Raw genomic sequence first — 24,340 nt, 5'->3', positions numbered from 1 at the left:
ATGTTTAATTTGTTGATTTTTCTGATTTTGGTTTAGCTTCCTTTTTAACAGTTTCTTTTTTTGAAGAAGACTTAGGAGTGCCTTTACCCATTGATATAGATTTTACCATAACTCTTGTAAGTTCTTGTCTATGACCCATTTTTCTTCTTGTCTTTTTTTTCGGACGCATCTTGTAAACAATAATTTTCTTATCTCTTTTATGAGAGACAACTTCTAGTTCAATTTTTGCATCTTTTATGTAAGGTTTTCCTACAGTGATAGAGTCTTTGTCTTTTAAGAGTAAAACTTTTTCAAGTGTTATCTTTTCTTTCTCTTTTGCATTTAACCTGTCAATATCGTAGTATCTGTTTACTTCGAACCAAAATTGTTGACCTGAAGTTTCGGCTATTGCGTACAATTCATTACTTTTAGAAGAATTGTCTGAAGATTTTTTAGAATTTGTCATGTCTAGGAGACGCTATTAGGCTCAAATTTATAATTTGATTAAGCCAAATCAGCAATCAATACAGTTTGTCTATTTTCTTATTTTGTAGTGTAATAAGTCAAGGGTTGTTTTAAATCTTTTATATCAAATTGAGGAATTTTAATAATGGCAGCAAGAAAAACATATATTTTAAAACTCTATGTCGCGGGGAATACTCCTAATTCAATGAGAGCATTAAATACTTTAAGAGAAATTTTAGAAAATGAATTTAAAGGGGTTTATGCCTTGAAGGTTATAGACGTCCTTAAGCAACCACAACTTGCAGAGGAAGACAAGATTTTAGCTACTCCAACCTTAGCTAAAATTTTACCTCCACCAGTGAGAAGGATAATTGGTGACCTTTCTGATAGAGAAAAAGTTTTAATTGGGTTAGATTTACTTTTTGATGAATTAACTGAAACTGAATATAGTGGAGATAAATAACACATAGAAAACTTTTATAATTAAAGATAAATTTAATGTTTATTGTTTATTTTTTATTAAAAAAATTTTCTTGAACAAAACTATGAAAGATAAGAAATTTGGCAAATCAAATAAAATGCAAGTTCAAAAATTACCTACTGGCATAGAGGGTTTTGATGATGTTTGTAGGGGGGGGTTGCCTGTATCTCGAAGCACTCTTGTCAGTGGCACTTCAGGCACAGGTAAAACTGTTTTTTCTCTTCAATATTTGCATCATGGGATCTGTAATTTTGATGAACCTGGGATATTCGTAACATTTGAAGAATCACCTTTAGACATAATAAGAAATGCTGCCAGCTTCGGATGGGATTTACAAGATTTAATTGATCAAAATAAATTGTTTATATTGGATGCTTCTCCGGATCCGGACGGTCAAGATGTCGCAGGTAATTTTGACTTGTCTGGTCTTATTGAGAGAATTAGTTATGCAATTAGGAAATATAAGGCTAAAAGAGTTGCAATAGATTCAATAACTGCTGTTTTTCAACAGTATGACGCCATTTACGTTGTTAGAAGAGAAATATTTAGACTGATTGCAAGATTAAAAGAAATAGGTGTGACTACAGTTATGACTACAGAAAGGGTTGATGATTACGGCCCAATTGCTAGGTATGGAGTAGAAGAATTCGTATCTGATAACGTTGTTTTATTAAGAAATGTTCTTGAGTCGGAAAAGAGAAGAAGAACTCTAGAAGTCTTGAAGTTAAGAGGGACTGTACATATGAAAGGCGAATATCCATTCACTATGGGAACAGATGGTATAAGTGTTTTTGCTCTTGGAGCAATGAGATTAACGCAGAGTTCCTCAAATATTAGGATTAGCTCGGGAGTTAAAGATCTTGACGATATGTGTGGAGGAGGTTATTTCCAAGATTCCATTATTCTTGCCACAGGAGCAACTGGTACAGGTAAAACAATGCTCGTATCAAAATTTGTAGAAGATGCTTACAGCAATAATGAAAGAGCAATACTTTTTGCATATGAAGAATCTAGGGCGCAATTACTTAGGAATGCTACAAGTTGGGGCATAGATTTTGAAAAAATGGAAAGTGATGGTTTATTAAAAATTATTTGTGCATATCCTGAATCAACTGGTTTAGAAGATCACTTGCAAATCATAAAGACGCAAATTAATCAATTTAAACCAAAGAGAATGGCAATAGATTCTCTCTCTGCATTAGCTAGGGGTGTTAGTTTAAACGCATTTAGACAGTTTGTGATTGCAGTTACTGGTTACACAAAACAAGAAGAGATAGCCGGCTTTTTTACTAATACTGCAGAAGAGTTTATGGGAAGTCATTCTATTACTGATTCTCACATCTCAACCATTACAGATACTATATTATTACTTCAATACGTAGAAATAAAAGGAGAGATGGCTAGAGCTTTAAATGTTTTTAAAATGCGAGGATCTTGGCATGATAAAAGAATAAGAGAATTTATTATCACAAATCGAGGGCCTGAAATAAAAGATTCTTTTTCTAACTTTGAACAGATATTTAGTGGTGCACCTCATAGAGTTATTCCTGATCAAAATGTTCAAAATGTTTTTAAAGGGTTAGATAGCAATTAGATGATTTCACTGATTTCAGAGCTAGAAAAGTTATCTGTATTATTAATACTTTGAGTCAATAATTCATCTTTGTCAGATTGTGCCAAGGACAAGTCAAACCAGAAGGTTGTTCCTACGCCTAATTCACTTGCCATGCGTATCTCTCCACCATGTTTTTCAATTATCCCACGCACTATCGATAACCCCAAACCTGTTCCTTGCTCAGTATGCACGGAATTCTCCACTCTATAAAAACGGTCAAATATCTTTTCTTGATCCGCTTGAGATATTCCTGAACCTGTATCAGCAATCTCAATCCTTACTTTGGGTAATGGTGAAATTAACTCACATTGAGGAGCTTCATGATTTCTGTCATCAGGAGGGAATGCAGGACATGAGTCTGGCCAAGTATATGCTCTTATCATAAGGCTGCTGTTTTTAGGACTAAATTTCAATCCATTACCTAGTAAATTATCAAAAACTTGTAAAAGTAAATCAAAATTTCCGAGAATTGAAGGGATAGTTTCTTCAATATCATGTGCCAATGAAACATTTTTTTCTGTAGCATTAAGTCTATAGTTTCTAAGAGTCTGTTCTATTGCAGGTTTAATATCCATTTCTTCTAGCTGAATTATTTTCCCTGACTCTAGTCTTGATAAATCTAAAACATCATTAACTAGCCTTGTTAGCCTATCAGTCTCTGAATTTGCAATTCCTAAGAACTCTAGTTGTTCTTCATTGGAGAGTTGATCTTTTAAATCATGTAAGGTCTCTACATAACTTTTGATATTAAAAAGTGGGGTTCTTAGTTCATGAGAAACATTACTAATAAATCTATTTTGCGCTGCATTTAGTTCTACCTCTCTTGTTAGGTCTTGAATTGTGACTGCAATACCTTTTAATTCAATTTTGTTTGTGTCTAAAACAGATTGTAGAACAATTCTTAAAGTTCTAGCAGGTTCTCCTAAGCTTATCCTTAAATCATCTTTTTCTTTTTCTCTATTTAATAAAGACTCTATATTTATGTGTAAATCATTAGATAGAATTTCAGGGATTTCATTTAAAAAATATTTTCCTTCTAAGAATCTGCCTTCCCAACGAAATAATCTTTTTGCTGTTGGATTTGTAAGTACAATTTTACCTTGGGAATCCAATAGAATTGCACCATCAGCCATAGTAGCTATAAGTGATTGCTGTTTTATTTGAGCTGCTTTAAGTTCTTCAATGTTTGCCTCATCATAATTCTCTAACTGAGTGGCCATTCTGTTAAATCCATTTAAAAGTTCTCCTAAATCTCCTGTCATAGGTAATGAAATTCTGGATTTAAAGTTTCCTTTTGAAATTTCCCTAACACCTCTTACTAATTCCCTTACAGGTCTAGTAATTGTAAGTGCGTTGAATACAGCACCGAGGATTACTAAAACCCAAATAGAGATGAAAACTGCTATGGTCACTTCTCTGGTTAATGCGGCGCTAGCTAAAGCTTTTTTATTAGGTGTAACTCCTAAAGCTAAAGTTCCTAGATATTTCCCTTTCCATAACATTGGAACAAAAACGTCTGTTACTTGACCTTGAGGTGTTACATGTTGCCTAACTAAAGGGAATTGTGGCCTTTTCTTTAACTCTGCGGGTAGCTTTAATTTTCTAGTAAGTTGAAACTGGCTATCTGAACTTGTTGGAGTGGCGCTAATTGGTATTCCAAGTTGCACTATGTCTTCAGCATCAGTAAAAAATATATAACGCAAATTTCGGCTTGATCTCCAAAACTTTTCAGCTACATTTGAAATTTCTTTTTTTTGGTTGTTTGCAACTAATTCTGTTACATTCCCAGATAATAATAAGCCAAGATCCCGAGCATATCTAGTATCATTCATTCCTGCATCTCTTTGAATACTATTTAAAGCAAAGAAAGTTATTCCTGTCATTAGGAGGCTGACAACAAGAGTGGCTATAGCTAACAGTTTTGTTCTTAAACTGAACCCACTCCACCACGCGAGGAGTCTATTGATCCAATAGTTATCATTGATATCTTCACTATCGGCCATATTATATTCTCTACTTTCGTGACTATTAGTATTTACCATAATCCTAGTTCCCCTTGTGATAGTTTTTTCTTACCTGATGACCTATATCATTTCTAAAATAAATACCTTTAAAATTTATTTCGTTCAAATTTTTGTATGCTTTTTCAAATACCAAGTCAAAATCTTTATCTTGACAGACAATACTTAAAACTCTTCCTCCATCAGTTAATAAGTCCCCATTTTTACTTAAAGTAGTCCCCGAGTCGAAAATTTGACAATCATTTGAATCAATCTCACCTAACTTTATTGGAAAGCCTGTTTTATATTCATGAGGATAACCTTTTGAGGTTGCTATTACACAACCACTGACCTTATTAGAAATATCAATTTTTTCATTACCTGTTAAATTTTCCATTGCGCATTTTTCTAAAAGAAACACAAAATTTTGATCCATCAAAGGCATTATCGTTTGGCATTCAGGATCGCCAAATCTGCAATTATATTCTATAACTTTTGGCCCAGATTTTGTGATCATCAACCCAAAATAAATTACGCCTTTATAGTCAATATTCCTTTTATTTAGCTCATCTATTGTAGGTTCAATAATCTCTTTTTTTATCTTATAAAGATTATCTTCTGTTAAAAGTGGTGCTGGAGAATAAGCTCCCATCCCTCCTGTATTTGGACCTTTATCTTTCTCATTAAGACGTTTGTGATCTTGCGCGCTTGGAAGTAATAAATATTTCTTGCCATCGCAAAGAGCAAAAACCGAAACTTCTGGACCCTGAATTTTTTCTTCTAGAACTACTACATTCCCTGAGTTACCAAACTTACCATTAAAGATTGATTCTGCTGCTTCAAGACAATCTATTTTTGAATCTGGAATAAAAACACCTTTACCTGAAGCTAAACCATCAGCTTTCACTACCAATGGAATTGATGATGAATAAATAATTTTTTTTGCTTCTTCTAGAGAATTTACTTTCCAAAATTTTGAAGTCGGAATATTTGCATCTTTCATAAATTCCTTTGCCCAAGATTTGCTATATTCCAGTTTTGCTCCATCTTTGCCAGGACCAAATACTTTAAAGTCTTTTTTGCGAAGGTAATCGGCCAATCCATTCGCTAAAGGTATTTCTGGTCCAATTACAATTAAATCTATTTTTAAAAATTCAAGCTTTTCAACTAATTCTTTTTTATTGTTTATGTCCATTTTTAACCTTTCACATTTGTTTATTCTTTGTGAACCAGCGTTACCAGGAATTAAATAAACTTTTTTTACTAAATCATTTTTCTGAATAATCCAAGCTAAAGAATTTTCCCTTCCTCCATTTCCAATAATTAAAATATTTTCTAGTCTATTGAAATTCTTGGAACTTGTTGAATTAATGCTCATAAATGTGTTTTTTGAAGGTTATGGGGATTCGATAAATAATCAGTTAAAATGGATTAAACTAACTTAGAAAATTGATCTTTAATAAATATGTTAATTAAATATCTTACTTTTAGTAATCAAATGAGGTCTTGAATTCATGAATAACAAATATGAATTAATTTATGAAGGCAAAGCAAAAAAAATATTTACTCATGATGATGCAGATAAAGTAATCATTGAATTTAAAGATGATGCTACAGCTTTTAATGCGTTGAAAAAAGCTAAATTTGAAGGCAAAGGCAAACTTAATTGCCTAATTAGTACAAGAATTTTTGAACTTCTGATACAGAAGAAGATTCCGACTCATTTCCTTGAACTCAAAAATGACAATACAATGATTGCACAAAAAATAAATATAATTCCATTAGAAATTGTTTTGAGAAATACTGCTTATGGATCTTTATGTAAACAGACAACTATTAAATCTGGGACTGTACTGGAAAAACCATTAATTGATATTTATCTTAAGAATGATGAACTTAATGATCCACTAATTACAAAAGATAGAATTCAATTAATGAAAATAATAAGCGCTAAAGATTTAGAATTTATTATAGATTTAACTCTAAAGATTAATATAATCCTTAAAAGTTTTTTTGAAAATATCAAGCTTCAACTTGTAGATTTCAAGTTAGAGTTTGGGTTTGATTCTAAAAAAAACATATTACTTGGCGATGAAATAAGTCCTGATAATTGTAGATTGTGGGATCTAAACCAGAAAAATGATACAATTGTAAGCTTAGATAAAGACAGATTTAGAAATGATTTAGGGGGGCTCATTGAGGCTTATAGTGAGATTAACAGAAGAATAAATGATTTCCTTTAACTCAATTCAATAAATAATGCTTTAATCGAAACAATTAAATACTATGCAAAAACAGTTTTTAAAATTTAGAAAGATTTCCACCAATATTTCTTGTTTCCCTTTGATTTTGTTATCAAATAATTCAGAACTGTTAGCTAGATATTCGCTAAATGACTTTGAGGGATCCACTACAACTTTACAAATAGAAAAAATCAACCATGGTTTATTTCAAGAGTTTCAAAAAAAGCAGGAAAAAAGTTTCTTTATTGCAGAAAATAAAAAAAATACTAAGGCAGAAAGTGTTCTTATTTCAGAAATAATCATCCAAGGTTGGGAAAATCACCCTGAGGGCAGAAAGCTAGAATTAGCTGCATATGACTCTATGAGTATAAAGCCAGGCAGTATCGTTGATAATCAAATTTTAAATCGAGACCTTAATTCAATATACGCTAGTGGCTGGTTTTCGGACGTTAAAATAAAACCTGAAGATGGGCCTTTAGGAGTGAGGCTAATAGTAAATGTAGTTCCTAATCCAATTTTGAGGAAAGTTGAAATTAAACCGATAAACTCTTTGATCTCTGATGAATTCCTAGATAATATTTTTAGTAATTACTATGGAACGACTCTTAACTTAAAAGAATTTCAAAATAAGATAGAAATAATAAAAAAACGTTATGAAAATGAGGGTTATTCCTTAGCTAGAGTTATTGGCCCAGATAGAATCTCAGAAAATGGAATAGTAACATTAAAAGTTTCTGAAGGCATCATATCTGATGTCAAGTTAAGATTTCCAGGATCTGATGGTGAATCTGTAATTGATGGAAAACTAAGAAAAGGAAAAACAAAAGACTGGGTCATAAAAAGAGAGTTGAAATCACAACCAGGTACAATATTTAATAGAAAAATTCTAGAATCTGATATCCGCAGACTATATGCCACATCATTATTTGATGATGTCAAGGTATCCCTTGGTCCAGATGATTTAAATCCTAGCCAAGTCATAATTTTTTTAGATTTAAGCGAACAAAGAACTGGATCATTAACTGGCGGCCTTGGTTACAGCAATGGTTCAGGTATTTTTGCCACAATTGGTTTGCAGGAAACCAATACATTAGGTAGAGCATGGACTACTAATCTAAATTTGAATTTTGGAGAATTTTCAACAACCTATAATTTATATTTATTTGATCCATGGATCAAAGGAGATAAGTATAGAACTTCTTTTAGAACAAATGTTTTTCTTAATAGAGATTATCCACAAGAATTTAATAGTGAAACTAATAGAATTTACGCTGTAGATGATACTAATACTACAAACGCTGATACTTTCTCTTCAATAGTTTTAGAGAAAACCGGAGGTGGATTTTCCTTTACAAGGCCTCTTAATGGAGGAGACCCATTTAAGGTTTCTAAGTGGAAAGTTCTTGCTGGTATGAATTTCAAGAAAGTAAATATGATTGATGGTAGTGGAAATAAAAAACCTTATGGTGATATGACCCCAACTACAGGCAATATAAACGATATTATATGTATTGGATTTACTACAAAAGATGGGTTATGCCCTGCAGAAAATACATTGGTAAGTGTAATTGCAAGTACTACTAGAAATGATTTGAATAATTTTACAAACCCTACTTCAGGAAGTAAATTAAGCTTTGGCTCTGAACAATTTGTTTCAGTGGGTAAAAACTCTCCAACTTTTAATAGAATGAGAGCTAATTATTCATTTTTTGTACCAACAAGATTGATAAATTTAACTAAAGGGTGCAGATCGAGTAATTCTACCAGCGAGGATTGTCCTCAAACTGTGGGGTTTCAATTTACTGCTGCAACTACTATTGGTGAATTACCTCCTTATGAAGCATTTTGTCTAGGAGGAACATCATCTGTTAGAGGTTGGGGATCTTGTGAATTGGCAGTTAGCAAAAGTTTTGTTGAGGGTTCAATAGAATATAGATTCCCTCTTTGGAGAATGTTATCAGGAGCTTTATTTGTTGATGCGGGGAGTGATTTGGGATCCCAAGAGGATGTCCCAGGCAAGCCTGGTAAATTATTACAGAAATCTGGTTCTGGTTATTCACTTGGAGCGGGAGTTGGAGTTAAAACGCCAATTGGTCCATTAAGATTTGACGTTGCGAGTAAGGAACTAAGTGGAGACTGGAGATATACACTTGGAGTTGGATGGAAGTTTTAAGTGTTTTCTTGGCCTACTAATTATGATTCTTGCTATACATTATCTGGGACTATTTCCAGAGAAGGTATAGGTCTTCATAGTGGAGAAAAAACAAGGGTATCAATTTCTTCTTATGAAAAAGAAGGATATTATGTTTCTTTCAGTGATAAACCCAAAGAGATTTTTAAGCTTACACAAGATTTAATAGGAAGTACGATGCTTTGCACAGCTGTTAAATTAGGTGGAAGAAATTTATATACAATTGAACATTTATTATCTTCACTTGCTGGGTGCGGTTTAAGTTACATCCATATTGAGGTTGAAGGGAAAGAAATCCCTCTTTTAGATGGATCAGCAATTCAGTGGGTAAGAGATTTTGAAGGAGTGGGGATAAAAAAAGTCCTCAAACCTAATAATTTTTTTAGAGAGATTAATAAACCAATTATTTTAAATAAAGAAGGGTCAGTTATAGCAGCAACTCCCTATGAAAAAACAACAATTATTTCCACTATAAGTTTCCCTTACAAAGCAATTGGCAATCAAACTTTTGTGATTGACTTAAATCCAAGAAGTTTCGTCGAAATGATTGCTCCAGCACGAACATTTGGTTTTAAAGATCAATTTCAAGAATTAAGTGAACTTGGATTAATAAAAGGAGGAAGTTTAGAAAATGCGCTTGTTTGTGATGGTGATAAATGGGTTAATCCACCATTAAGATTTGATGATGAACCAATAAGACATAAAATTTTGGACCTAATTGGGGACCTGGCTTTGGTAGGGTTACCTAAGGCCCAAATTATAGTTTATAAAGGATCTCACTCTTTAAATGCTTTATTGGCCTCATCGCTAAAAATTTAATTTTATCTTTAATTGTTTTGGAAAAAGAATTATCCATTGAAAATAATCAACTCTCCTCTGAGAACATACTGGGTTTATTACCTCATAGATATCCTTTTGCTCTTGTGGATAAAGTTATAGAATATATTCCTGGTGAGAGTGCTATTGCAGTAAAAAATGTCACTATAAATGAGCCTCAATTTCAAGGACACTTTCCCGAAAGGCCCTTAATGCCAGGGGTACTTATTGTTGAATCAATGGCTCAAGTTGGGGGAATAATAGTAACGCAAATGCCTGATCTTCCTAAAGGACTTTTTGTATTTGCGGGGATAAATAATGTTAAATTCAGAAAGCCTGTTGTACCTGGAGATCAATTGATAATTTCTTGTGAGATATTAAGTATTAAAAGAAAAAGATTTGGCAAGGTTAAAGGAGAGGCACATGTTGATGGAAAATTGGTTTGTTCTGGAGAATTAATGTTCTCATTAGTTGATTAGGGATATGGAGAACAAAAAAATTAAATTAAATTCTAGCTTTAGTGGTGTAAACGTGCATCCAAATGCTTTTGTTGACCCTAGTGCTAAATTACATGATGGTGTCACTATCTCTCAAGGAGCTATTATCGGTCCTGATGTTTATATCGGGGAAGGAACCGAAATAGGACCAAATGCTATTATCACAGGGAAAACTCAAATTGGCAGTAATAATAAAGTTTTCCCAAATGTATTTATTGGACTTGAACCACAAGATCTTAAATATAAAGGTGCCTCTACTGAAGTAATTATTGGAGACAATAATACTTTTAGAGAATGCGTTACTATTAATAAGGCAACTGATGAAGGAGAAAAAACTATTATTGGGAACAATAATTTGTTAATGGCTTACTCTCATATAGGTCATAATTGCGAACTTGGGAATGGCATAGTTTTATCAAATAGTGTACAAGTTGCGGGCCATGTAAAGGTTGAAGATAAAGCCATTATTGGTGGCTGTCTAGGAATCCATCAATTTGTACATATTGGATATTTAGCAATGATCGGAGGAATGACAAGAGTAGATAGAGATGTACCGCCTTTTTGTCTAGCCGAAGGGCATCCAGGAAGATTGAGAGGTTTGAATAGGATTGGAATTAAAAGAAGTGGTTTGATGGAAAACAAAGATTTTGACTTAAAGTTACTCCAAAGTACTTGGAATCTTCTTTTTAAATCTAATGATTCAATTTCAAATTCATTAGAAAAAGCAATGAAAGGGAAATTAGATCTTTCATCATCGAAATTATGTAGTTTTTTAAAAGATTCAATATCTAAGGAAAGACGAGGTCCAATGCCTTTAGTCAATTTATGAGTAAAAAGATTTTTATAAGCACCGGTGAAGTCTCGGGAGATTTGCATGGAAGTTTGTTATCAAAAGCTTTATTTGATGAAGCGAAAAAAAGACATCTAGATTTAGAAATCTGTGGATTAGGTGGGGATAGGATGAAGAAAGAAGGTGTGAAAATTCTTCAAGATACTACTTCAATTAGTGCAATAGGTATTTGGGAGGCTTTACCTCTTCTTCTCCCAACAATAAGAATTCAAAAAAGATTTTATCAGTTACTAAAAAAATATCCACCAGACTGCCTAATCTTGATCGACTACATGGGGCCAAATATAAAAATCGGGATAAAATTAAAAAGATCGAAGACAAAAATTCCAATTTTCTACTACATAGCTCCCCAAGAATGGGCTTGGAGGGTAGGAAATAACACTACGACAAATTTGATAAATTTTTCCGATAAAATTTTTGCGATTTTTAAACAAGAAGCAGCCTTTTACAAAAAAAGGGGTGGTAACGTTTTGTGGGTCGGACATCCAATGATCGATTTAATAAAAAAACTTCCTTTAAAGAAAGATGCCCGTAAAATTCTGAACCTTAGCCCTAATGAAAGTATTCTACTTATAATGCCTGCATCAAGACCTCAAGAATTGAGATATCTATTACCTACTTTTATGAGGACAGCAAGAAAATTACAACAAAAATATCCAACTTTAGTTGTTTATATTCCTTCTTGTAGGACAGTCTTTGAAGAACAATTCAGAAAGGCCTTTCGAAAATATCAAGTTAAAGGGAAAGTGATTTCTCAAAAAGATAATGCACAATTAAAGCCTTATATTTATTCACTAACTAAAATAGCTCTTTGCAAATCCGGGACGGTTAATATGGAATTAGCCTTACATGGAATACCACAAATTGTTGGTTATAGAGTAAGTAGAATTACCGCTTTTATCGCAAGAAAAATCCTTAATTTCAAGGTAAAATTTATTTCTCCTGTAAATTTGTTAAATAACAAATTAATAATACCTGAATTTGTTCAGAGAAATTTTGACGAAAAGAAAATCTTTTATAAATCTTGTAGAGTTCTCGAAAATAAATCAGAAAAATTAAAATTTAAAAATGGTTATGCTTCATTAAAAAGAGAATTAGGCGAGGAGGGTGTTGTCTCAAGAACTGCAAAAGAAATTATAAATTCTATTATTTAAACTTTATAATTGGATTATGAAATATCTGTTCTCTTTCATAGTTTTTTGTTCAATTTTAATTCATCCTTTACAGGCTCTGGCGGAAGAATTGGTTCTTGCAGGAGGTTGTTTTTGGTGTTTAGAACATGACTTACAGTCTTTAAAGGGGATAAATTTTGTGCAAAGTGGTTACTCAGGAGGAAATTTACAAAATCCTACCTATGAAAATCATGATGGGCACCAGGAAGTGGTTTTGGTCGACTATGATTCACAATTGCTAGCTTTACCTGAAATACTTAGGCTCTACTTCAGAAATATTGACCCTTTGGACGCCAAGGGCCAATTTTGTGATCGTGGAGATTCTTATAGGCCAGTTATCTTTTTCAAAGATGAAACTGAGGAAAATGATGCAAAAAATGCGATTGTTTCGGCCTCTAAGGAGTTGCGAGTGCCATTAGAAAAAATATCTGTAGAACTAAAATCAAAAAGCCAATTTTGGTTGGCTGAAGAATATCACCAGGATTTTGCTGAGAAAAATGAATTAAAATATAAATTCTATAGATTCTCATGTGGGAGAGATCAGAGATTGGATAAATTATGGGGGGATAACGCTAGATCAACAAATCTTTGGAATGAATAATTTAAATATAGTTACTTATTTTTAATCCATTGAACAAGAGTTTTAACTCCAAAACCGGTTGCACCTGATGGATTAATCCCCTTATTCTTATCAGTCCAACAAGTCCCAGCAATATCAATATGAGCCCATTTAATCTCTTTATTAAAGAACTCTTCTAAAAACAAAGCAGCAGTTATTGACCCACCTGCTCTAGGACCTGTATTTTTCATATCAGCTATATGAGATTTTAACCCTTCTTTATAAGATTTTTGTAAAGGCATTTGCCATAATTTTTCTCCAGTCTGGGCTGATGCAGCCTTTAGATCATTTGCTAGATCATCATTATTGCTCCAGAATCCAGCTACATCATTCCCTAATGCAACAACAATAGCTCCTGTTAAAGTGGCGAGATCTATTATTGAATCTGGTTTTAAATTGGATGCGTAAGTTAAAGCATCAGCTAATGTGAGTCTACCCTCTGCATCAGTATTATTTATTTCAATTGTCTTACCATTAGATGCCTTAACTACATCTCCAGGATGTACTGCAGATCCATTTATCATGTTTTCGCAAGCTGCCACAATAAAATGTATTTCTAGCCCCTTTGGTTTTAATGCTCCAAGTGCCTTTGCTGCTCCTAAAACTGCAGCGCTTCCGCCCATATCATATTTCATCATTTCAATTTGAGAGGCTCCTACTTTGAGGTTGTATCCTCCAGAATCAAAGGTTAAACCCTTCCCAACAAGTGCAATCTTTTCTTTTATAGGCCCCTCTGACTTCAAAGTAAGATGTATAAATTTAGGATCTAGATCAGAACCTTTTGCTACAGCTAAATATGCACCCATTCCTAAATCTTCACATTCTTTTGCCTCTAAAATTTTTACTTCTAATCCATGATCTTTAGCTATTTGAGAAGCTTGTATTGACATTTCCAGGGGAGTAAGACTATTTGGGGGGGCGGCTACAAGTCTTCTGGCGAGTTCTACACCTTCACATATTTTTCTTGTCTCTTCAAAGCTAATATTCTCAAATTTTTTTAAATTCAAAAACTCAATTTCTTTGAGAATTTTCTTTTCATCTTTTTTCTTATTAAATCTATTGTCCTTATAAGCAGATAATCTAGCTGACTGTGCTAATTGATTTATTTCTAGTTGTGAATTTAATAATTCCCAAGGTAGCAATATACTGATTTTTTCATTTTTAGAAACATTTTCCCTAATTAGATTTCCTATGGAGTTTTCAATATCAATTTTATTTAGATCTTTTGATTTGCCAAGACCAAATATGATTAAAGTTTCTAATTTTTGATCTAAAAATTCAAAGCTTAAAGTTTGGCCTTTTTCTCCTTTGAATTTTTTTTGAGTAACTTTTTTTTGTAATAATTTTGTGTCAACAACAAATTTTATGTTCTCAAGTTGGTTTGCAATTTCTTCCTCTAAAACTCCAAAAATTAATGAAGTACCTTGCCAGTTATCTAGATTTTTTTGGAATGTGGAAAATTGCATTTGTAAAATTGATTTAATTAACTTTTAGTTGTTTGTGAAAGTAGTTGCCCACCTATCTCGAGTTTCTTTATTAAAAGGTGGTAACCATAAATATATCAGTTGCTGTTCTAATTTACGTCTTAATTTTGCTTCTTTAGGTACATCAAAGAAGAAACGAATATCTTGGTGACTTGAGATGTTGTTATGAGCTAGGGTCTCTTTATAGTTCATTAGGTAATTTTTACAGTCATGTTCTCCCTTCCATCTTTTATTTGCTGAATTTGTTTCTCCTATATAGAGAATTATTTTTGAACTCTCCATCGAGTCAATTACGAAATACATTGCTGGACCATTATGTATATATTGATTGGTTCTCCAAAAGTTCAAAGATAATGGCTGCAGGGAAAACGGATCAATTTTTCTTTCATTAGAAATTGTATTTACAGGAAGACTAGTTTGGTGCAAATTATGAGTATCTTTTGAAATTTTGAATTGGTGATTATGGATTCTATTTCTCCATTCAGATAGGATTTCTCCTTTGATTTTAAGATTATTTGAGTGTTGAAAATTAATTGATGTATTTACATTTGAACCAAATAATTCAAATTGCCTATTTTGGTTTGAAATATTATTTTCGTTGAATTTTTCCAATATTTATGAAACATGTCTACTAAATTTAATTCTGAAAAACTATAAATCAAAGAATTATTTATAAACTAAAATTTATTAATGTTCTAATCAATTTAAAAGATTCTTGTTATCTTGTAATTAAGTCTTATTCTTGCGAAGTAAAAAAATAGAAATGGGATTTTTTGAGTCAGACATCGTTCAAGAAGAAGCTAAAAAGCTTTTTTCAGATTACCAAGAACTTATGAAACTTGGTTCTGATTATGGAAAATTTGACAGAGAAGGTAAAAAAATGTTTATAAAAAAAATGGAATCTCTTATGGATCGTTATAAGGTTTTTATGAAGAGATTTGAGTTATCTGAAGATTTTCAAGCAAAAATGACAGTTGAACAATTAAAGACACAGTTAAGTCAATTTGGGATAACTCCTGATCAAATGTTCGATCAGATGAATAAAACCTTAATAAGAATGAAGGATGAACTTGATAAAACTTCTTAAATTTAAAGGTTAAAGCTTTATGTCAGATAATTTAATATTGCCATCATGGCTGTCAAGAGGAATAGAAGAATATTTCCCAATTAAGGGAACAGATCAAACTTTTTCAGAGATATTTGATCATGCGAAAAGAAATAATAAAAAATTAAGGGTAAAACTTGGAATCGATCCAACTGGAACAGATATTCATCTTGGGCACAGCATATTATTTAAAAAACTTAGGGCATTCCAAGATAATGGACATATTGCAGTTTTAATAATTGGGGATTTTACCGCTCAAATTGGAGACCCAACTGGAAAAAACAAAACAAGATTGCAGCTATCGGAAAAACAAGTCAAGGATAATGCAAAAACATACTTAACCCAACTAGGAATGGGTAAACCAGCTAATGAATCTATTTTAGATTTTGATTCAAAAGATAGAATAGAAATTAGATATAACAGCGAATGGTTAAAAGGATTAAATCTTAATTCGATAATTGAATTAATGGGTAGTTCAACAGTTAGTCAAATGCTAGCTAAGGAGGAATTTAATAAAAGGTACACATCGCAAATTCCAATTGCTCTGCATGAATTCTTATATCCACTCTTACAAGGATACGATTCGGTAGTTGTTAGATCAGATATTGAGCTTGGAGGTACAGATCAGAAATTTAATATTGCAATAGGAAGAGATCTTCAAAGATATTTTAAACAAGAACCTCAATTTGGTGTTTTGTTGCCAATTTTGACAGGTTTAGATGGATTTAAGAAGATGAGTAAATCTGAATTTAACACCGTGGGTTTGACTGAGGATCCTCTTTCAATGTATTCAAAATTAGAAAAAGTACCTGATAATATAATACCTACTTACTTTGAATTGCTTACTGAATTAGATTTAAGTTTTCTTGAAAACTTAAATCCTCGTGAATTACAAAGAAGGATGGCTTTAGAAGTTACTACTTTATTTCATGGGACTAAAGAAGCATTAGAGGCGCAATCAAATTGCGAAAAATTATTCCTTGGATACAAAGAAAAAGTTGGAGAAATTCCAGAGATTTCATTAAAGGAAATTGTTTTTCCAGTTAAGTTTTTTTACTTGCTAAGTGCTCTGAAACTTTTCAAATCTAGCAGTGAATCTAAAAGATCTATTAAAGGAGGGGGTGTAAAAATTGATAGTCAGAAAGTAATAAATCCTGATTTAGTTTTTGATTCAAAAAATGATTTGGAAGGGAAAATTTTGCAAATTGGGAAAAAAATAATTAAGAGGTTTGAAAACTGAAAATTGATGAATAACAGATTTAATTCAGAAGATAAAATAATATTGGCAATTGATGGACTAGATGTAAGTCAAGCAAAATTACTTCTAGAAAAATGTCCCAATATTAAGTGGGTGAAAGTTGGTTTAGAGCTTTTTGTTAGGGAAGGTCCAAGAGTTATTGAAATATTTAAAAGTTTAAATAAAAAAATCTTTTTAGACTTAAAATTTCATGATATTCCAAATACTATGAGTGCATCATGTTTTCAAGTTTCACAATTAGGGGTTGATATAATTTCTATTCATGGATCAGCAGGTCTAAAAGCTCTTAAGCATTCGAAAAAAGCATCTTTAGAAGGAGCAAACTCAGTTAGTGTAAAACCACCATTAGTTGTGGGAATAACTGTTTTAACTAGCTTTTCTCTTGAAGATTTTCAAAATGATCTTGATAGAAATAATTCAATTGAAAAAAATGTATTAAGACTTGCAAAGTTGTCTTTTGATGCTGGATTAGATGGGTGTGTTTGTTCCCCTTGGGAGGTAAAAATGTTGAGATCTATTTATAAGGATAATTTTGAACTAATTACACCAGGTATCAGGTTAAAGATTGAGAATAAAGATGATCAAAGTAGAATTATGACTCCCAATGAAGCTATAGATAATGGGGCTTCTAAATTAGTCATTGGTAGATCAATATCAAAAGCTATAGATCCTAATAAAGCTCTAATAGAAATATTTAAATCTATTAATTCTGGTTAATTTTGGATTCTTCTCCCTTGAGTAATCTTGTTATGTTTGATCTATGTTTCCAGATTACTAATAATGACACAATTAAACTTATAAAAAAGTATGAGTGCATAAAATTACCGAGGTAAAAAAACATAAAAATAGGAAGTAAAATTGCGGCTGAAATACTGGATAAAGAAACAAATTTAGTTTTTGTTAGGACTATTAAAAAAATGCCAAGAGATGCTAATCCAACTTTCCAAGAAAGAGCTAGAAACATACCTAATCCGGTCGCAACAGCTTTTCCTCCTTTACCTCTAAGCCATATTGGCCAAATATGTCCTGATATAGCCGATATGCCTGCTATAACTTCTATTAATCCTTGATCAGTATAAAATTGAGCAATTTTTACTGCAATAAGGCCTTTCCCAACGTCAATAATAAATACAAAAAGTGCTGGCCATTTTCCAACATTTCTTAAGACATTTGTGGCACCTGTGGATCCAGAACCTATAGTTCTTAGATCTATATTTTTGAGATATTTCCCTATTAAAAAACCTGTCGGTAGTGATCCTAAAAGATAACTTATAAAAATTATTAAGATTTTCATACAAATTAGTTTAGTTCAAGATCATCGTAAATTTCATTATCTGAACCAGCGAATGCAAGCCACAATGGGAATTGAAGTATTGGAATTTCAACTGATGTTTCTGCTGCATCTATGATAATAAATGGTAATTCTTCATTAGCTTCTAATCTATCAGCTTTTTCGATGACACCTTCAGGTCTTTCAAAAAGAACAATCCCACTATTAGGTCCAAAGTCATCTCTTGTAAGACCAAGTGAATCTTGAAGAATCCTTCTCCATTCTCCTAACCGTTCAGGTTGCGAGGCTAAGATAAGAGTCTGAAACTGATCTCCATACAATTCTCCAAGAATAGATATTAAACCCGCAGATAAAAGAGCATTTTTCTGACGAGATCCTCTACTCTCAAGGGAACCTCTCCCACCCATATTAAAGAACCAATCATCCATTACTTCTATATCTGATAAATTAAGACTGCGTCTTAATTTCCAAGGTTCAGCATAAAAATCAGGTTGTTCTGTGAATCCTGAAAAACAGTTTTTTATAATCTTCTCATCTGGCTTAAATGTTTCAGAAAGTGCAGGAACATTTTCTTCATTGTTTGTGCTATTTTCTTCCTTTTTTGCATCAAGGGGAGATGGCTTTACGATTATTGGTTGGGATACTAATTCAAGTTTTTCAACGTTTTGTGAAAGATTCTGCAAAGCCCCAGTTAAGTAATCTTGAAACCCTTTAACTCTTTTGGCGATATTATCTGACTGTCCTTTGAAATTTGAATCAATATCTTTTTCTAATTCATCTTTTTTTGTTTCCAACTCTTTTATTTCTTTAACTAAAGAGTCTTTTTTTGAAACGAGATCTCTAAAAATTTCATTAGAAATTTCATCAAAAGATTTAGTTGATTTATCGTTTTTTGGTGCAATTTTTTTATTTTGTGTTGTGTTTTTCTTACTAAGTTGTTTGGTTTTTTCATCTGAAATTGACTTTCCTATGATTAATTCCTTCTTAGGATTATTGTTAGAAATTTCTTTATTGTCCATTTAAATAATTTTGATGATTAAGCAAATACTGAATTTTAGGAATTTTTAATTTCAAGGGAGTCAACTTTTTTTATGAGCTCATCTTTTAATTGCTTTGGATTAAATAGTATTGGTAATAAATGAGGACTGGACTTTTCTCTAAAATAAAAAATTCCTGGAATTACAGGGAAAAAGAATTTCCATGATATCCAGTTCTTGAATGGAAAAGTTCTAATCTCTTTCCCTAATTGTAAAACGATAAAATCTTCATTTGTTATTTTTATTCTTAAGGTAAATGACTGAAGTAATAAAAAAAAGCTAAAAGAAGCAAAAACTATTGTTGGAATAGAACCAATATTCAAAAATAAAAGCATAAAACTTAAAACTATTAGAATTATTGGTAATTGAAATGATGGAGATATAACTACGGGCTCTTCTTTTTTTAATTTAGTGTTAAACATAGAATTATCCAAATAAAATTTGTGTTAATAATACATCCATTAAAGATACAGTAACGAGAGTCATTACAACCGCTCCTGTTGTACTTGTTCCAACTTCTTTTGGACCACCTTTAGTGGTGAGTCCATATCCACAAGCAATAATAGAAATTATTAATCCAAATACTACAGATTTTATTAACATTGAAGTTAAGTCTGTAGTGGTTAAACTCACATTACCTGATCTTACAGATGTCCAGAAAACTATTGGAGGCACTTTATAAAAAATTGTGCTCCAAATTTGTCCACTCCATAAAGCTACAGATAAAAACAAAAGACACTGTATTGGAGACATTATTACCATAGATAGTAATCTTGGGACTACCAAATACTGGACTGGTTCGGTCCTTAACATGGTTATTGCCTCAATTTGTTCTGTAACTTTCATGGTGCCCAGTTGAGCAGCATATGCAGTAGCAACTTTCCCAGTCATTAAAGTGGCAGTTAGCAGAGGAGCCATTTCTCTTGCCATGCCTACTGCTAATAAACCTCCAATTTCACTTGAAACCCCCATACTTGTAAGTTGAGATGCAACTTGAATATTAAAAACTGTTCCTGCGGCAATCCCTGTAATTAATACAATTAATAAACTTCCAGGACCTGACTCCATGAGTTGGTCAAAAAGATCATTTTTGGAAATTTTACCTCTAAAAATAAAATTAATTGCTTGCCCGCCAATGATTAAGCTGCTTAGAAGTCTTTTAAAAAAATTAGGGTAATACATATCTTTATATTAGTTTGTAATTAATTTTTGATCCCATTTTCTCATTATTAAAAGACCAATTATTACCAATAGTGAGGGTATAAACCCAATACATAATCTAATAGTTAATTGTGCGGAATAGCATTGTTCAATAATATTTAAACTATCTTTATCAATAAAGCATGATTGATAACCAGATAAATACAACAAAAATCCTAATAATTGAACACTAAATGCGATACCAATCTTCTGAATAAGTACCATCCAAGCAGTATATAATCCTGCTGGTTTCTCTGGATCTTCGTCTATTGCATCAGGTAGTAGTGACCAAGGGATAAGAAAAGCGGTTGAAGCACCAATGCCGATAAGACAGATTATGAAAATTAAAAGAATGAAAAGAAATATGTTACCGGCATTTAAGAATAAACTATCCCCAACTCCTGAAATTTTTGATAATGAAGGTAAAAATAAAGCTGCCGTACATGAAATAATCCACATAATAGCTCCATAATTTAAAGCTGAAATCCTATTAAATTTATTTGATACTCTGGTCCATATTTGAAGACCCATTAGAGCGCTAATTTGGAAAGGTATTGGAATCCACTTCGCAATATATGTTGGTACATTCAGTACATCTTCTACATAAATTAACGCTACTGTTTGCATTAATTGTAAGGCGCACCAGAGAAGAATATAAAGCGTAATAACTTTTATAAATTTTTTATTTCTGAAGATCCTTTTAAATTGAAGCGTTATAGCTTCAACTTTTCCTGAAGGCCTTCTTGCTTTTTTTGCGAATGGAGCCAATCCCCAACAGGAAATTAATGTTGCAGCAACTGCAATACATCCACTTATTTTACCCATTAAAAAATATTCATTATTTGCTGATCCTTCAGAACCTAATACAACTCCTGCAATTATTAAACCAGTTAGTCCTGCAATTATTGAGCCAGTAAATCTAGATGCGTTTAGCCTTGTTCTTACGGCTGTTTTTTCAGAAATTTCAGTAGATAGAGCTGCAAAAGGAAGATTGATACTTGTATAAGCAGTCATCACGACTATAGATATTATGGCATAGTAGATAGTCTTGGTTAGAACTGAACCAGAGGGTGTCCACCATATTGCGGCTAAAGAGAAACCAAGAGGAACAGATGCGGCTACCATCCAAGGGATCCTAGGCCCCCATCTTGATTGGGTACGATCACTTAACCATCCAATTAAAGGATCATTTATTGCATCCCATATTTTTATTAGCATTAATAATGAACCTGCAATAATTACTGGTAAACCAGCAGAAATAAAAAATTTGAATAGAAAAAACCCAAATTGCGTCGCGACTAAACCTGTGCCTGCATCTCCAAGCCCATAAGAGAACATTAATCTCGTTGTTGAGCTAGTAATATTTTTCGAGTGTGAATTTTCCAATCTTTTTACTTTGTTGATTGTTTGATAATGTATTATTGCAACAGTAATTCTATTACTTAATGCGGGCGTGGTTTAGTGGTAAAACCTCAGCCTTCCAAGCTGAAGATGCGGGTTCGATTCCCGCCGCCCGCTTTTAGGATATATTATTTTTTGCCCCAAATACTTGTTCTGAAATTATTAATAAAGAGCTTCTACTGTTTATAGAAACAGATTTTTCATTAATAATTAAGGGCTCAAAAATCTCAGGCATGCTAGTATCAATAACTTTTAACCAATTATATTTACATTTCGGCAAAGCGAAATCGATATTTTTTGAATATGCATTTAAACCTATCCAAACCAAGGGATTAGTATTGCCTTTGTTAATGCTAAAGGCAACTGTGTGAGACCAACTACTCCAATCTGGGCTATCTAATTTTGTTCCATGCCAATGATATATTGGAATATTTTTATTGGTTTGATTGTTAGGGGAGAATGATGGATTAAAAATATTTATTAGTTTTTTCCGAATTTTAATAACATATTTAAAATATTCTAATAATTCCAAATCTTGTTGAATAGGTTCCCAATTCATCCAGCCCAATAAATTATTTTGGCACCAAGAATTATTGTTACCGCCTTGCGACCTTCCTAACTCATCACCCATAAGTATCATTGGAACACCTTTAGAGATAAGTAAACTAAGAATAAGATTTTTTTGTTGTCTTTTTCTTAAATCATTGATTAATAAGTTAGTAGTTGGTCCCTCTGTACCATGATTCCAAGAATTGTTATGGTTATCACCATCTCTATTTTGTTCCCTATTTGCAAAATTATGTTTTCTGTTAAAAGTTACTAAATCTTTCAGGGTGAATCCATCATGTGAAGTTATAAAATTTATTGATTTTGGGAAAATATTATCCTCTTTATAAATCGACGGACTACCTTTTATTTTATCGCTCATATTCCATGCGGTATCTTTATCCCCCTTCCAAAATCTACGCAAGTCATCTCTAAAATGACCATTCCAAGTAAAAGTATTCTTAGATGGGAAATCACTTAATTTATATAAACCACCGCAATCCCATGGTTCACTTATTAATTTGATATCGATAAGTTCTGGTTCACATTCTATATCTTCAAAAAGTGGAGGATTTTCTAGTGGCGAAAGATTTTCTCCTCTTGAGAGGGCAATTCCTAAATCAAATCTAAAACCATCTACGCCGAATTCACTCGCCCAACATTTTAATGATTCAATTATTAGTTTTCTCACTAATCCTCTATTTGCTGCAATAGTATTACCGCAACCAGAGACGTCCTGATAATTTTTATCTTCTCCTATAAAGTAATAAAGATTTTCATCTATACCTTTCCAAGATATTGCAGGTCCTTGAGAATCCCCCTCTGAAGTGTGATTGTATACAACATCTAAGATGACTTCAATATTTGCTTTATGACATTCCTCGACTAATCTTCTAAATTCTTCTCTATTCTTTTCTGCGGATTCATTCGAAAGATATTCAAAATGAGGGGTAAACCAATTGATTGGACTATAACCCCAAAAATTCTCTAAACCATTTGGTGCATCAGTTGGATCAAAACAAAAAATTGGAAGTAATTCAATTGTTGTGATACCTAGTTCTTTGAGGTACGGAATTTTTTTTAAAAATTTCTTGAAACAACTTTCATTTTTGTCAATTGATTCAGTGAAGGATTTGATATGAAGTTCATAAATTATTGTTTCTTCCCAAGCATGTTTCGGTCTTGGATAATCCTTAAAATTAAATAATTTTCTATCGCAAACAACGCTTTTAAGACAAGAATTAGTGTTTTCTTGCTTTTTTAATGCATTTTCTCTTTTATAACTCTCCCATCCGGTAATACCTCTTGAACATGGATCAAGTAATACTTTTTTTTCATAGTTATTATTAATTTCATTATTTTTTTGTTTCACTCTAAAAGCATAAATACAACCTTCATCTAGATTTTTTATTTCCGCATGCCAGTAAGGACCTTTATTATGAGTCTGATCTAATTTGAATATGCTTTTTGGGGAAATAGAGTCCTCTTTCTCAAACAATAAGATTTCTACATATTCTGCATTTGTGGCTATTAAGGAAAAATTAACCCCTTGTGAAGTTAGAGAACTACCTAAAGGAAATGGTTTACCTTTGTTGAGATGAATCACTTTCTCTCTATCATTGATTAGTTAAATATTGAGATAATTTATTTAAATTACTGTTATTTGAATAATAGATGCAAAATTAAAAAAAAAACTCAAATTTAAGGCTTCACTAATCAACTTTATTAGAGCTTGGAGAGTATTGATTTTCTAATTAATTACAATTTTTTCGTCCATCTGCTGAGTGCATAAAACGATTTATAGAGAAAGTTTAATAATGAGAAAACTAGATTTTTCTTGATTTCAAAATACAAATTGTGTTTTTTCATGTGATGAGAAGGAAATATATCTGAAAATTAATAAATCATAATAAATAGCTCAAATTCTTAAATTTACCCCCTCTTGACATTGTGCCCCTTTACTAAATGTAGTTAGATTTTTAGTACTAAATCCAGTGACACCAATGCTTTTTGCTGTTCTTCAAATGAAGAGGCTATTTTTTATAAATAAAAAAGCACGGCTATAAAAAATAAATAATATTGCTAAAAAT

The 24,340-nt window shown here is 32.1% G+C and carries 23 protein-coding genes and 1 tRNA gene; 13 read left to right on the top strand and 11 right to left on the bottom strand.

Features of this window, described 5'->3' with window-relative positions; genetic code table 11:
* Positions 1 to 4: 4 nt before the first annotated feature.
* Positions 5 to 445: a 50S ribosomal protein L21 gene (rplU, locus tag EU91_RS01820; protein WP_032524928.1), complete on the bottom strand. Its 441-nt coding sequence runs from the start codon at positions 443 to 445 to the stop codon at positions 5 to 7.
* 144 nt (positions 446 to 589) lie between these two features.
* Here rplU and kaiB point away from each other — a divergent pair, with 144 nt between their 5' ends.
* Entirely contained in the window at positions 590 to 907 is a 318-nt protein-coding gene (gene kaiB / locus EU91_RS01825; protein WP_011376985.1) for a circadian clock protein KaiB, read from the top strand.
* Between the two features lie 82 nt (positions 908 to 989).
* Positions 990 to 2,519 (top strand): circadian clock protein KaiC, encoded by a 1,530-nt coding sequence (gene kaiC, locus EU91_RS01830; RefSeq protein ID WP_032524927.1) that lies wholly within the window; start codon positions 990 to 992, stop codon positions 2,517 to 2,519.
* Here the strand turns inward: kaiC and EU91_RS01835 are convergent.
* Together EU91_RS01835 and purD are read right to left on the bottom strand one after the other, a co-directional pair.
* Entirely contained in the window at positions 2,516 to 4,582 is a 2,067-nt protein-coding gene (locus EU91_RS01835) for a HAMP domain-containing sensor histidine kinase (RefSeq protein WP_032524926.1), read from the bottom strand. The genes kaiC and EU91_RS01835 overlap by 4 nt on opposite strands.
* A gap of 4 nt (positions 4,583 to 4,586) precedes the next feature.
* Positions 4,587 to 5,918: a phosphoribosylamine--glycine ligase gene (purD, locus tag EU91_RS01840; RefSeq protein WP_032524925.1), complete on the bottom strand. Its 1,332-nt coding sequence runs from the start codon at positions 5,916 to 5,918 to the stop codon at positions 4,587 to 4,589.
* Positions 5,919 to 6,054: 136 nt separating this feature from the next.
* Between purD and purC the strand changes: the two genes are divergently transcribed.
* Genes purC through msrA form a run of 7 tightly spaced genes read left to right on the top strand, consistent with a single transcriptional unit; the run spans position 6,055 to position 12,910 of the window.
* Positions 6,055 to 6,783, top strand: a complete 729-nt coding sequence (gene purC / locus EU91_RS01845) for a phosphoribosylaminoimidazolesuccinocarboxamide synthase (RefSeq protein WP_032524924.1) — start codon at positions 6,055 to 6,057, stop codon at positions 6,781 to 6,783.
* Positions 6,784 to 6,826: 43 nt separating this feature from the next.
* Positions 6,827 to 8,956, top strand: coding sequence for a BamA/TamA family outer membrane protein (locus EU91_RS01850; protein ID WP_032524923.1), 2,130 nt, complete (start codon positions 6,827 to 6,829; stop codon positions 8,954 to 8,956).
* Positions 8,957 to 9,793 carry a UDP-3-O-acyl-N-acetylglucosamine deacetylase gene (gene lpxC, locus EU91_RS01855; RefSeq protein WP_032524922.1) on the top strand — a complete coding sequence of 279 codons (837 nt, stop codon included), beginning with the start codon at positions 8,957 to 8,959 and terminating at the stop codon, positions 9,791 to 9,793.
* Positions 9,794 to 9,810: 17 nt separating this feature from the next.
* A complete protein-coding gene (gene fabZ / locus EU91_RS01860) occupies positions 9,811 to 10,269 on the top strand; it encodes a 3-hydroxyacyl-ACP dehydratase FabZ (protein ID WP_032524921.1) in 459 nt (152 codons plus the stop codon).
* Between the two features lie 4 nt (positions 10,270 to 10,273).
* A complete protein-coding gene (gene lpxA, locus EU91_RS01865) occupies positions 10,274 to 11,116 on the top strand; it encodes an acyl-ACP--UDP-N-acetylglucosamine O-acyltransferase (protein WP_032525246.1) in 843 nt (280 codons plus the stop codon).
* Positions 11,113 to 12,291 (top strand): lipid-A-disaccharide synthase, encoded by a 1,179-nt coding sequence (gene lpxB, locus EU91_RS01870; RefSeq protein WP_032524920.1) that lies wholly within the window; start codon positions 11,113 to 11,115, stop codon positions 12,289 to 12,291. The genes lpxA and lpxB overlap by 4 nt, the downstream gene beginning before the upstream one ends.
* Positions 12,292 to 12,307: 16 nt before the next feature.
* The gene (msrA, locus tag EU91_RS01875; RefSeq protein WP_032524919.1) at positions 12,308 to 12,910 is read left to right on the top strand and encodes a peptide-methionine (S)-S-oxide reductase MsrA; all 603 of its coding nucleotides are present in this window, start codon (positions 12,308 to 12,310) and stop codon (positions 12,908 to 12,910) included.
* Positions 12,911 to 12,921: 11 nt separating this feature from the next.
* Here msrA and EU91_RS01880 read toward each other — a convergent pair whose 3' ends face one another.
* Entirely contained in the window at positions 12,922 to 14,394 is a 1,473-nt protein-coding gene (locus tag EU91_RS01880; protein ID WP_032524918.1) for a leucyl aminopeptidase, read from the bottom strand.
* A gap of 24 nt (positions 14,395 to 14,418) precedes the next feature.
* Complete coding sequence (locus tag EU91_RS01885; protein ID WP_032524917.1) at positions 14,419 to 15,024, bottom strand: hypothetical protein; 606 nt, start codon at positions 15,022 to 15,024, stop codon at positions 14,419 to 14,421.
* 151 nt (positions 15,025 to 15,175) lie between these two features.
* On the opposite strand from EU91_RS01885, the gene EU91_RS01890 reads away from it, so the two are divergent.
* The 3 genes from EU91_RS01890 to pyrF are packed head-to-tail and all read left to right on the top strand — an operon-like array spanning position 15,176 to position 17,492.
* Positions 15,176 to 15,499 (top strand): DUF1825 family protein, encoded by a 324-nt coding sequence (locus tag EU91_RS01890; protein ID WP_032525245.1) that lies wholly within the window; start codon positions 15,176 to 15,178, stop codon positions 15,497 to 15,499.
* A 19-nt stretch (positions 15,500 to 15,518) separates the two neighbouring features.
* Complete coding sequence (gene tyrS / locus EU91_RS01895) at positions 15,519 to 16,757, top strand: tyrosine--tRNA ligase (protein ID WP_032524916.1); 1,239 nt, start codon at positions 15,519 to 15,521, stop codon at positions 16,755 to 16,757.
* 6 nt (positions 16,758 to 16,763) lie between these two features.
* Positions 16,764 to 17,492 (top strand): orotidine-5'-phosphate decarboxylase, encoded by a 729-nt coding sequence (gene pyrF / locus EU91_RS01900; RefSeq protein WP_032524915.1) that lies wholly within the window; start codon positions 16,764 to 16,766, stop codon positions 17,490 to 17,492.
* Here the strand turns inward: pyrF and plsY are convergent.
* From plsY to EU91_RS01925, 5 genes are read right to left on the bottom strand one after another with little or no spacing between them, the layout of a single operon-like run.
* The gene (plsY, locus tag EU91_RS01905) at positions 17,479 to 18,069 is read right to left on the bottom strand and encodes a glycerol-3-phosphate 1-O-acyltransferase PlsY (RefSeq protein WP_032524914.1); all 591 of its coding nucleotides are present in this window, start codon (positions 18,067 to 18,069) and stop codon (positions 17,479 to 17,481) included. The two genes, pyrF and plsY, sit on opposite strands and share 14 nt — an antisense overlap.
* 5 nt (positions 18,070 to 18,074) lie before the next feature.
* Positions 18,075 to 19,085, bottom strand: coding sequence for a DUF3086 domain-containing protein (locus EU91_RS01910; RefSeq protein WP_032524913.1), 1,011 nt, complete (start codon positions 19,083 to 19,085; stop codon positions 18,075 to 18,077).
* 35 nt (positions 19,086 to 19,120) lie between these two features.
* Positions 19,121 to 19,525: a DUF3119 family protein gene (locus EU91_RS01915; protein WP_032525244.1), complete on the bottom strand. Its 405-nt coding sequence runs from the start codon at positions 19,523 to 19,525 to the stop codon at positions 19,121 to 19,123.
* Positions 19,526 to 19,529: 4 nt separating this feature from the next.
* Positions 19,530 to 20,285: an MlaE family ABC transporter permease gene (locus EU91_RS01920; protein ID WP_032524912.1), complete on the bottom strand. Its 756-nt coding sequence runs from the start codon at positions 20,283 to 20,285 to the stop codon at positions 19,530 to 19,532.
* A 9-nt stretch (positions 20,286 to 20,294) separates the two neighbouring features.
* Positions 20,295 to 21,641 carry an MFS transporter gene (locus EU91_RS01925; protein WP_032524911.1) on the bottom strand — a complete coding sequence of 449 codons (1,347 nt, stop codon included), beginning with the start codon at positions 21,639 to 21,641 and terminating at the stop codon, positions 20,295 to 20,297.
* 109 nt (positions 21,642 to 21,750) lie between these two features.
* Here EU91_RS01925 and EU91_RS01930 point away from each other — a divergent pair.
* Positions 21,751 to 21,821: transfer RNA gene (locus EU91_RS01930), tRNA-Gly, on the top strand.
* A 1-nt stretch (position 21,822) separates the two neighbouring features.
* On the opposite strand, the gene EU91_RS01935 is transcribed toward EU91_RS01930, so the two are convergent.
* Positions 21,823 to 23,856, bottom strand: a complete 2,034-nt coding sequence (locus EU91_RS01935) for a glycogen debranching protein (RefSeq protein ID WP_032524910.1) — start codon at positions 23,854 to 23,856, stop codon at positions 21,823 to 21,825.
* Positions 23,857 to 24,340 lie beyond the last annotated feature (484 nt).

Origin of the sequence: Prochlorococcus marinus str. GP2 (genome assembly GCF_000759885.1) — a bacterium.
Lineage (GTDB): Bacteria > Cyanobacteriota > Cyanobacteriia > PCC-6307 > Cyanobiaceae > Prochlorococcus_A > Prochlorococcus_A marinus_J.
This window is presented reverse-complemented; position numbering and strand designations above follow the sequence as displayed.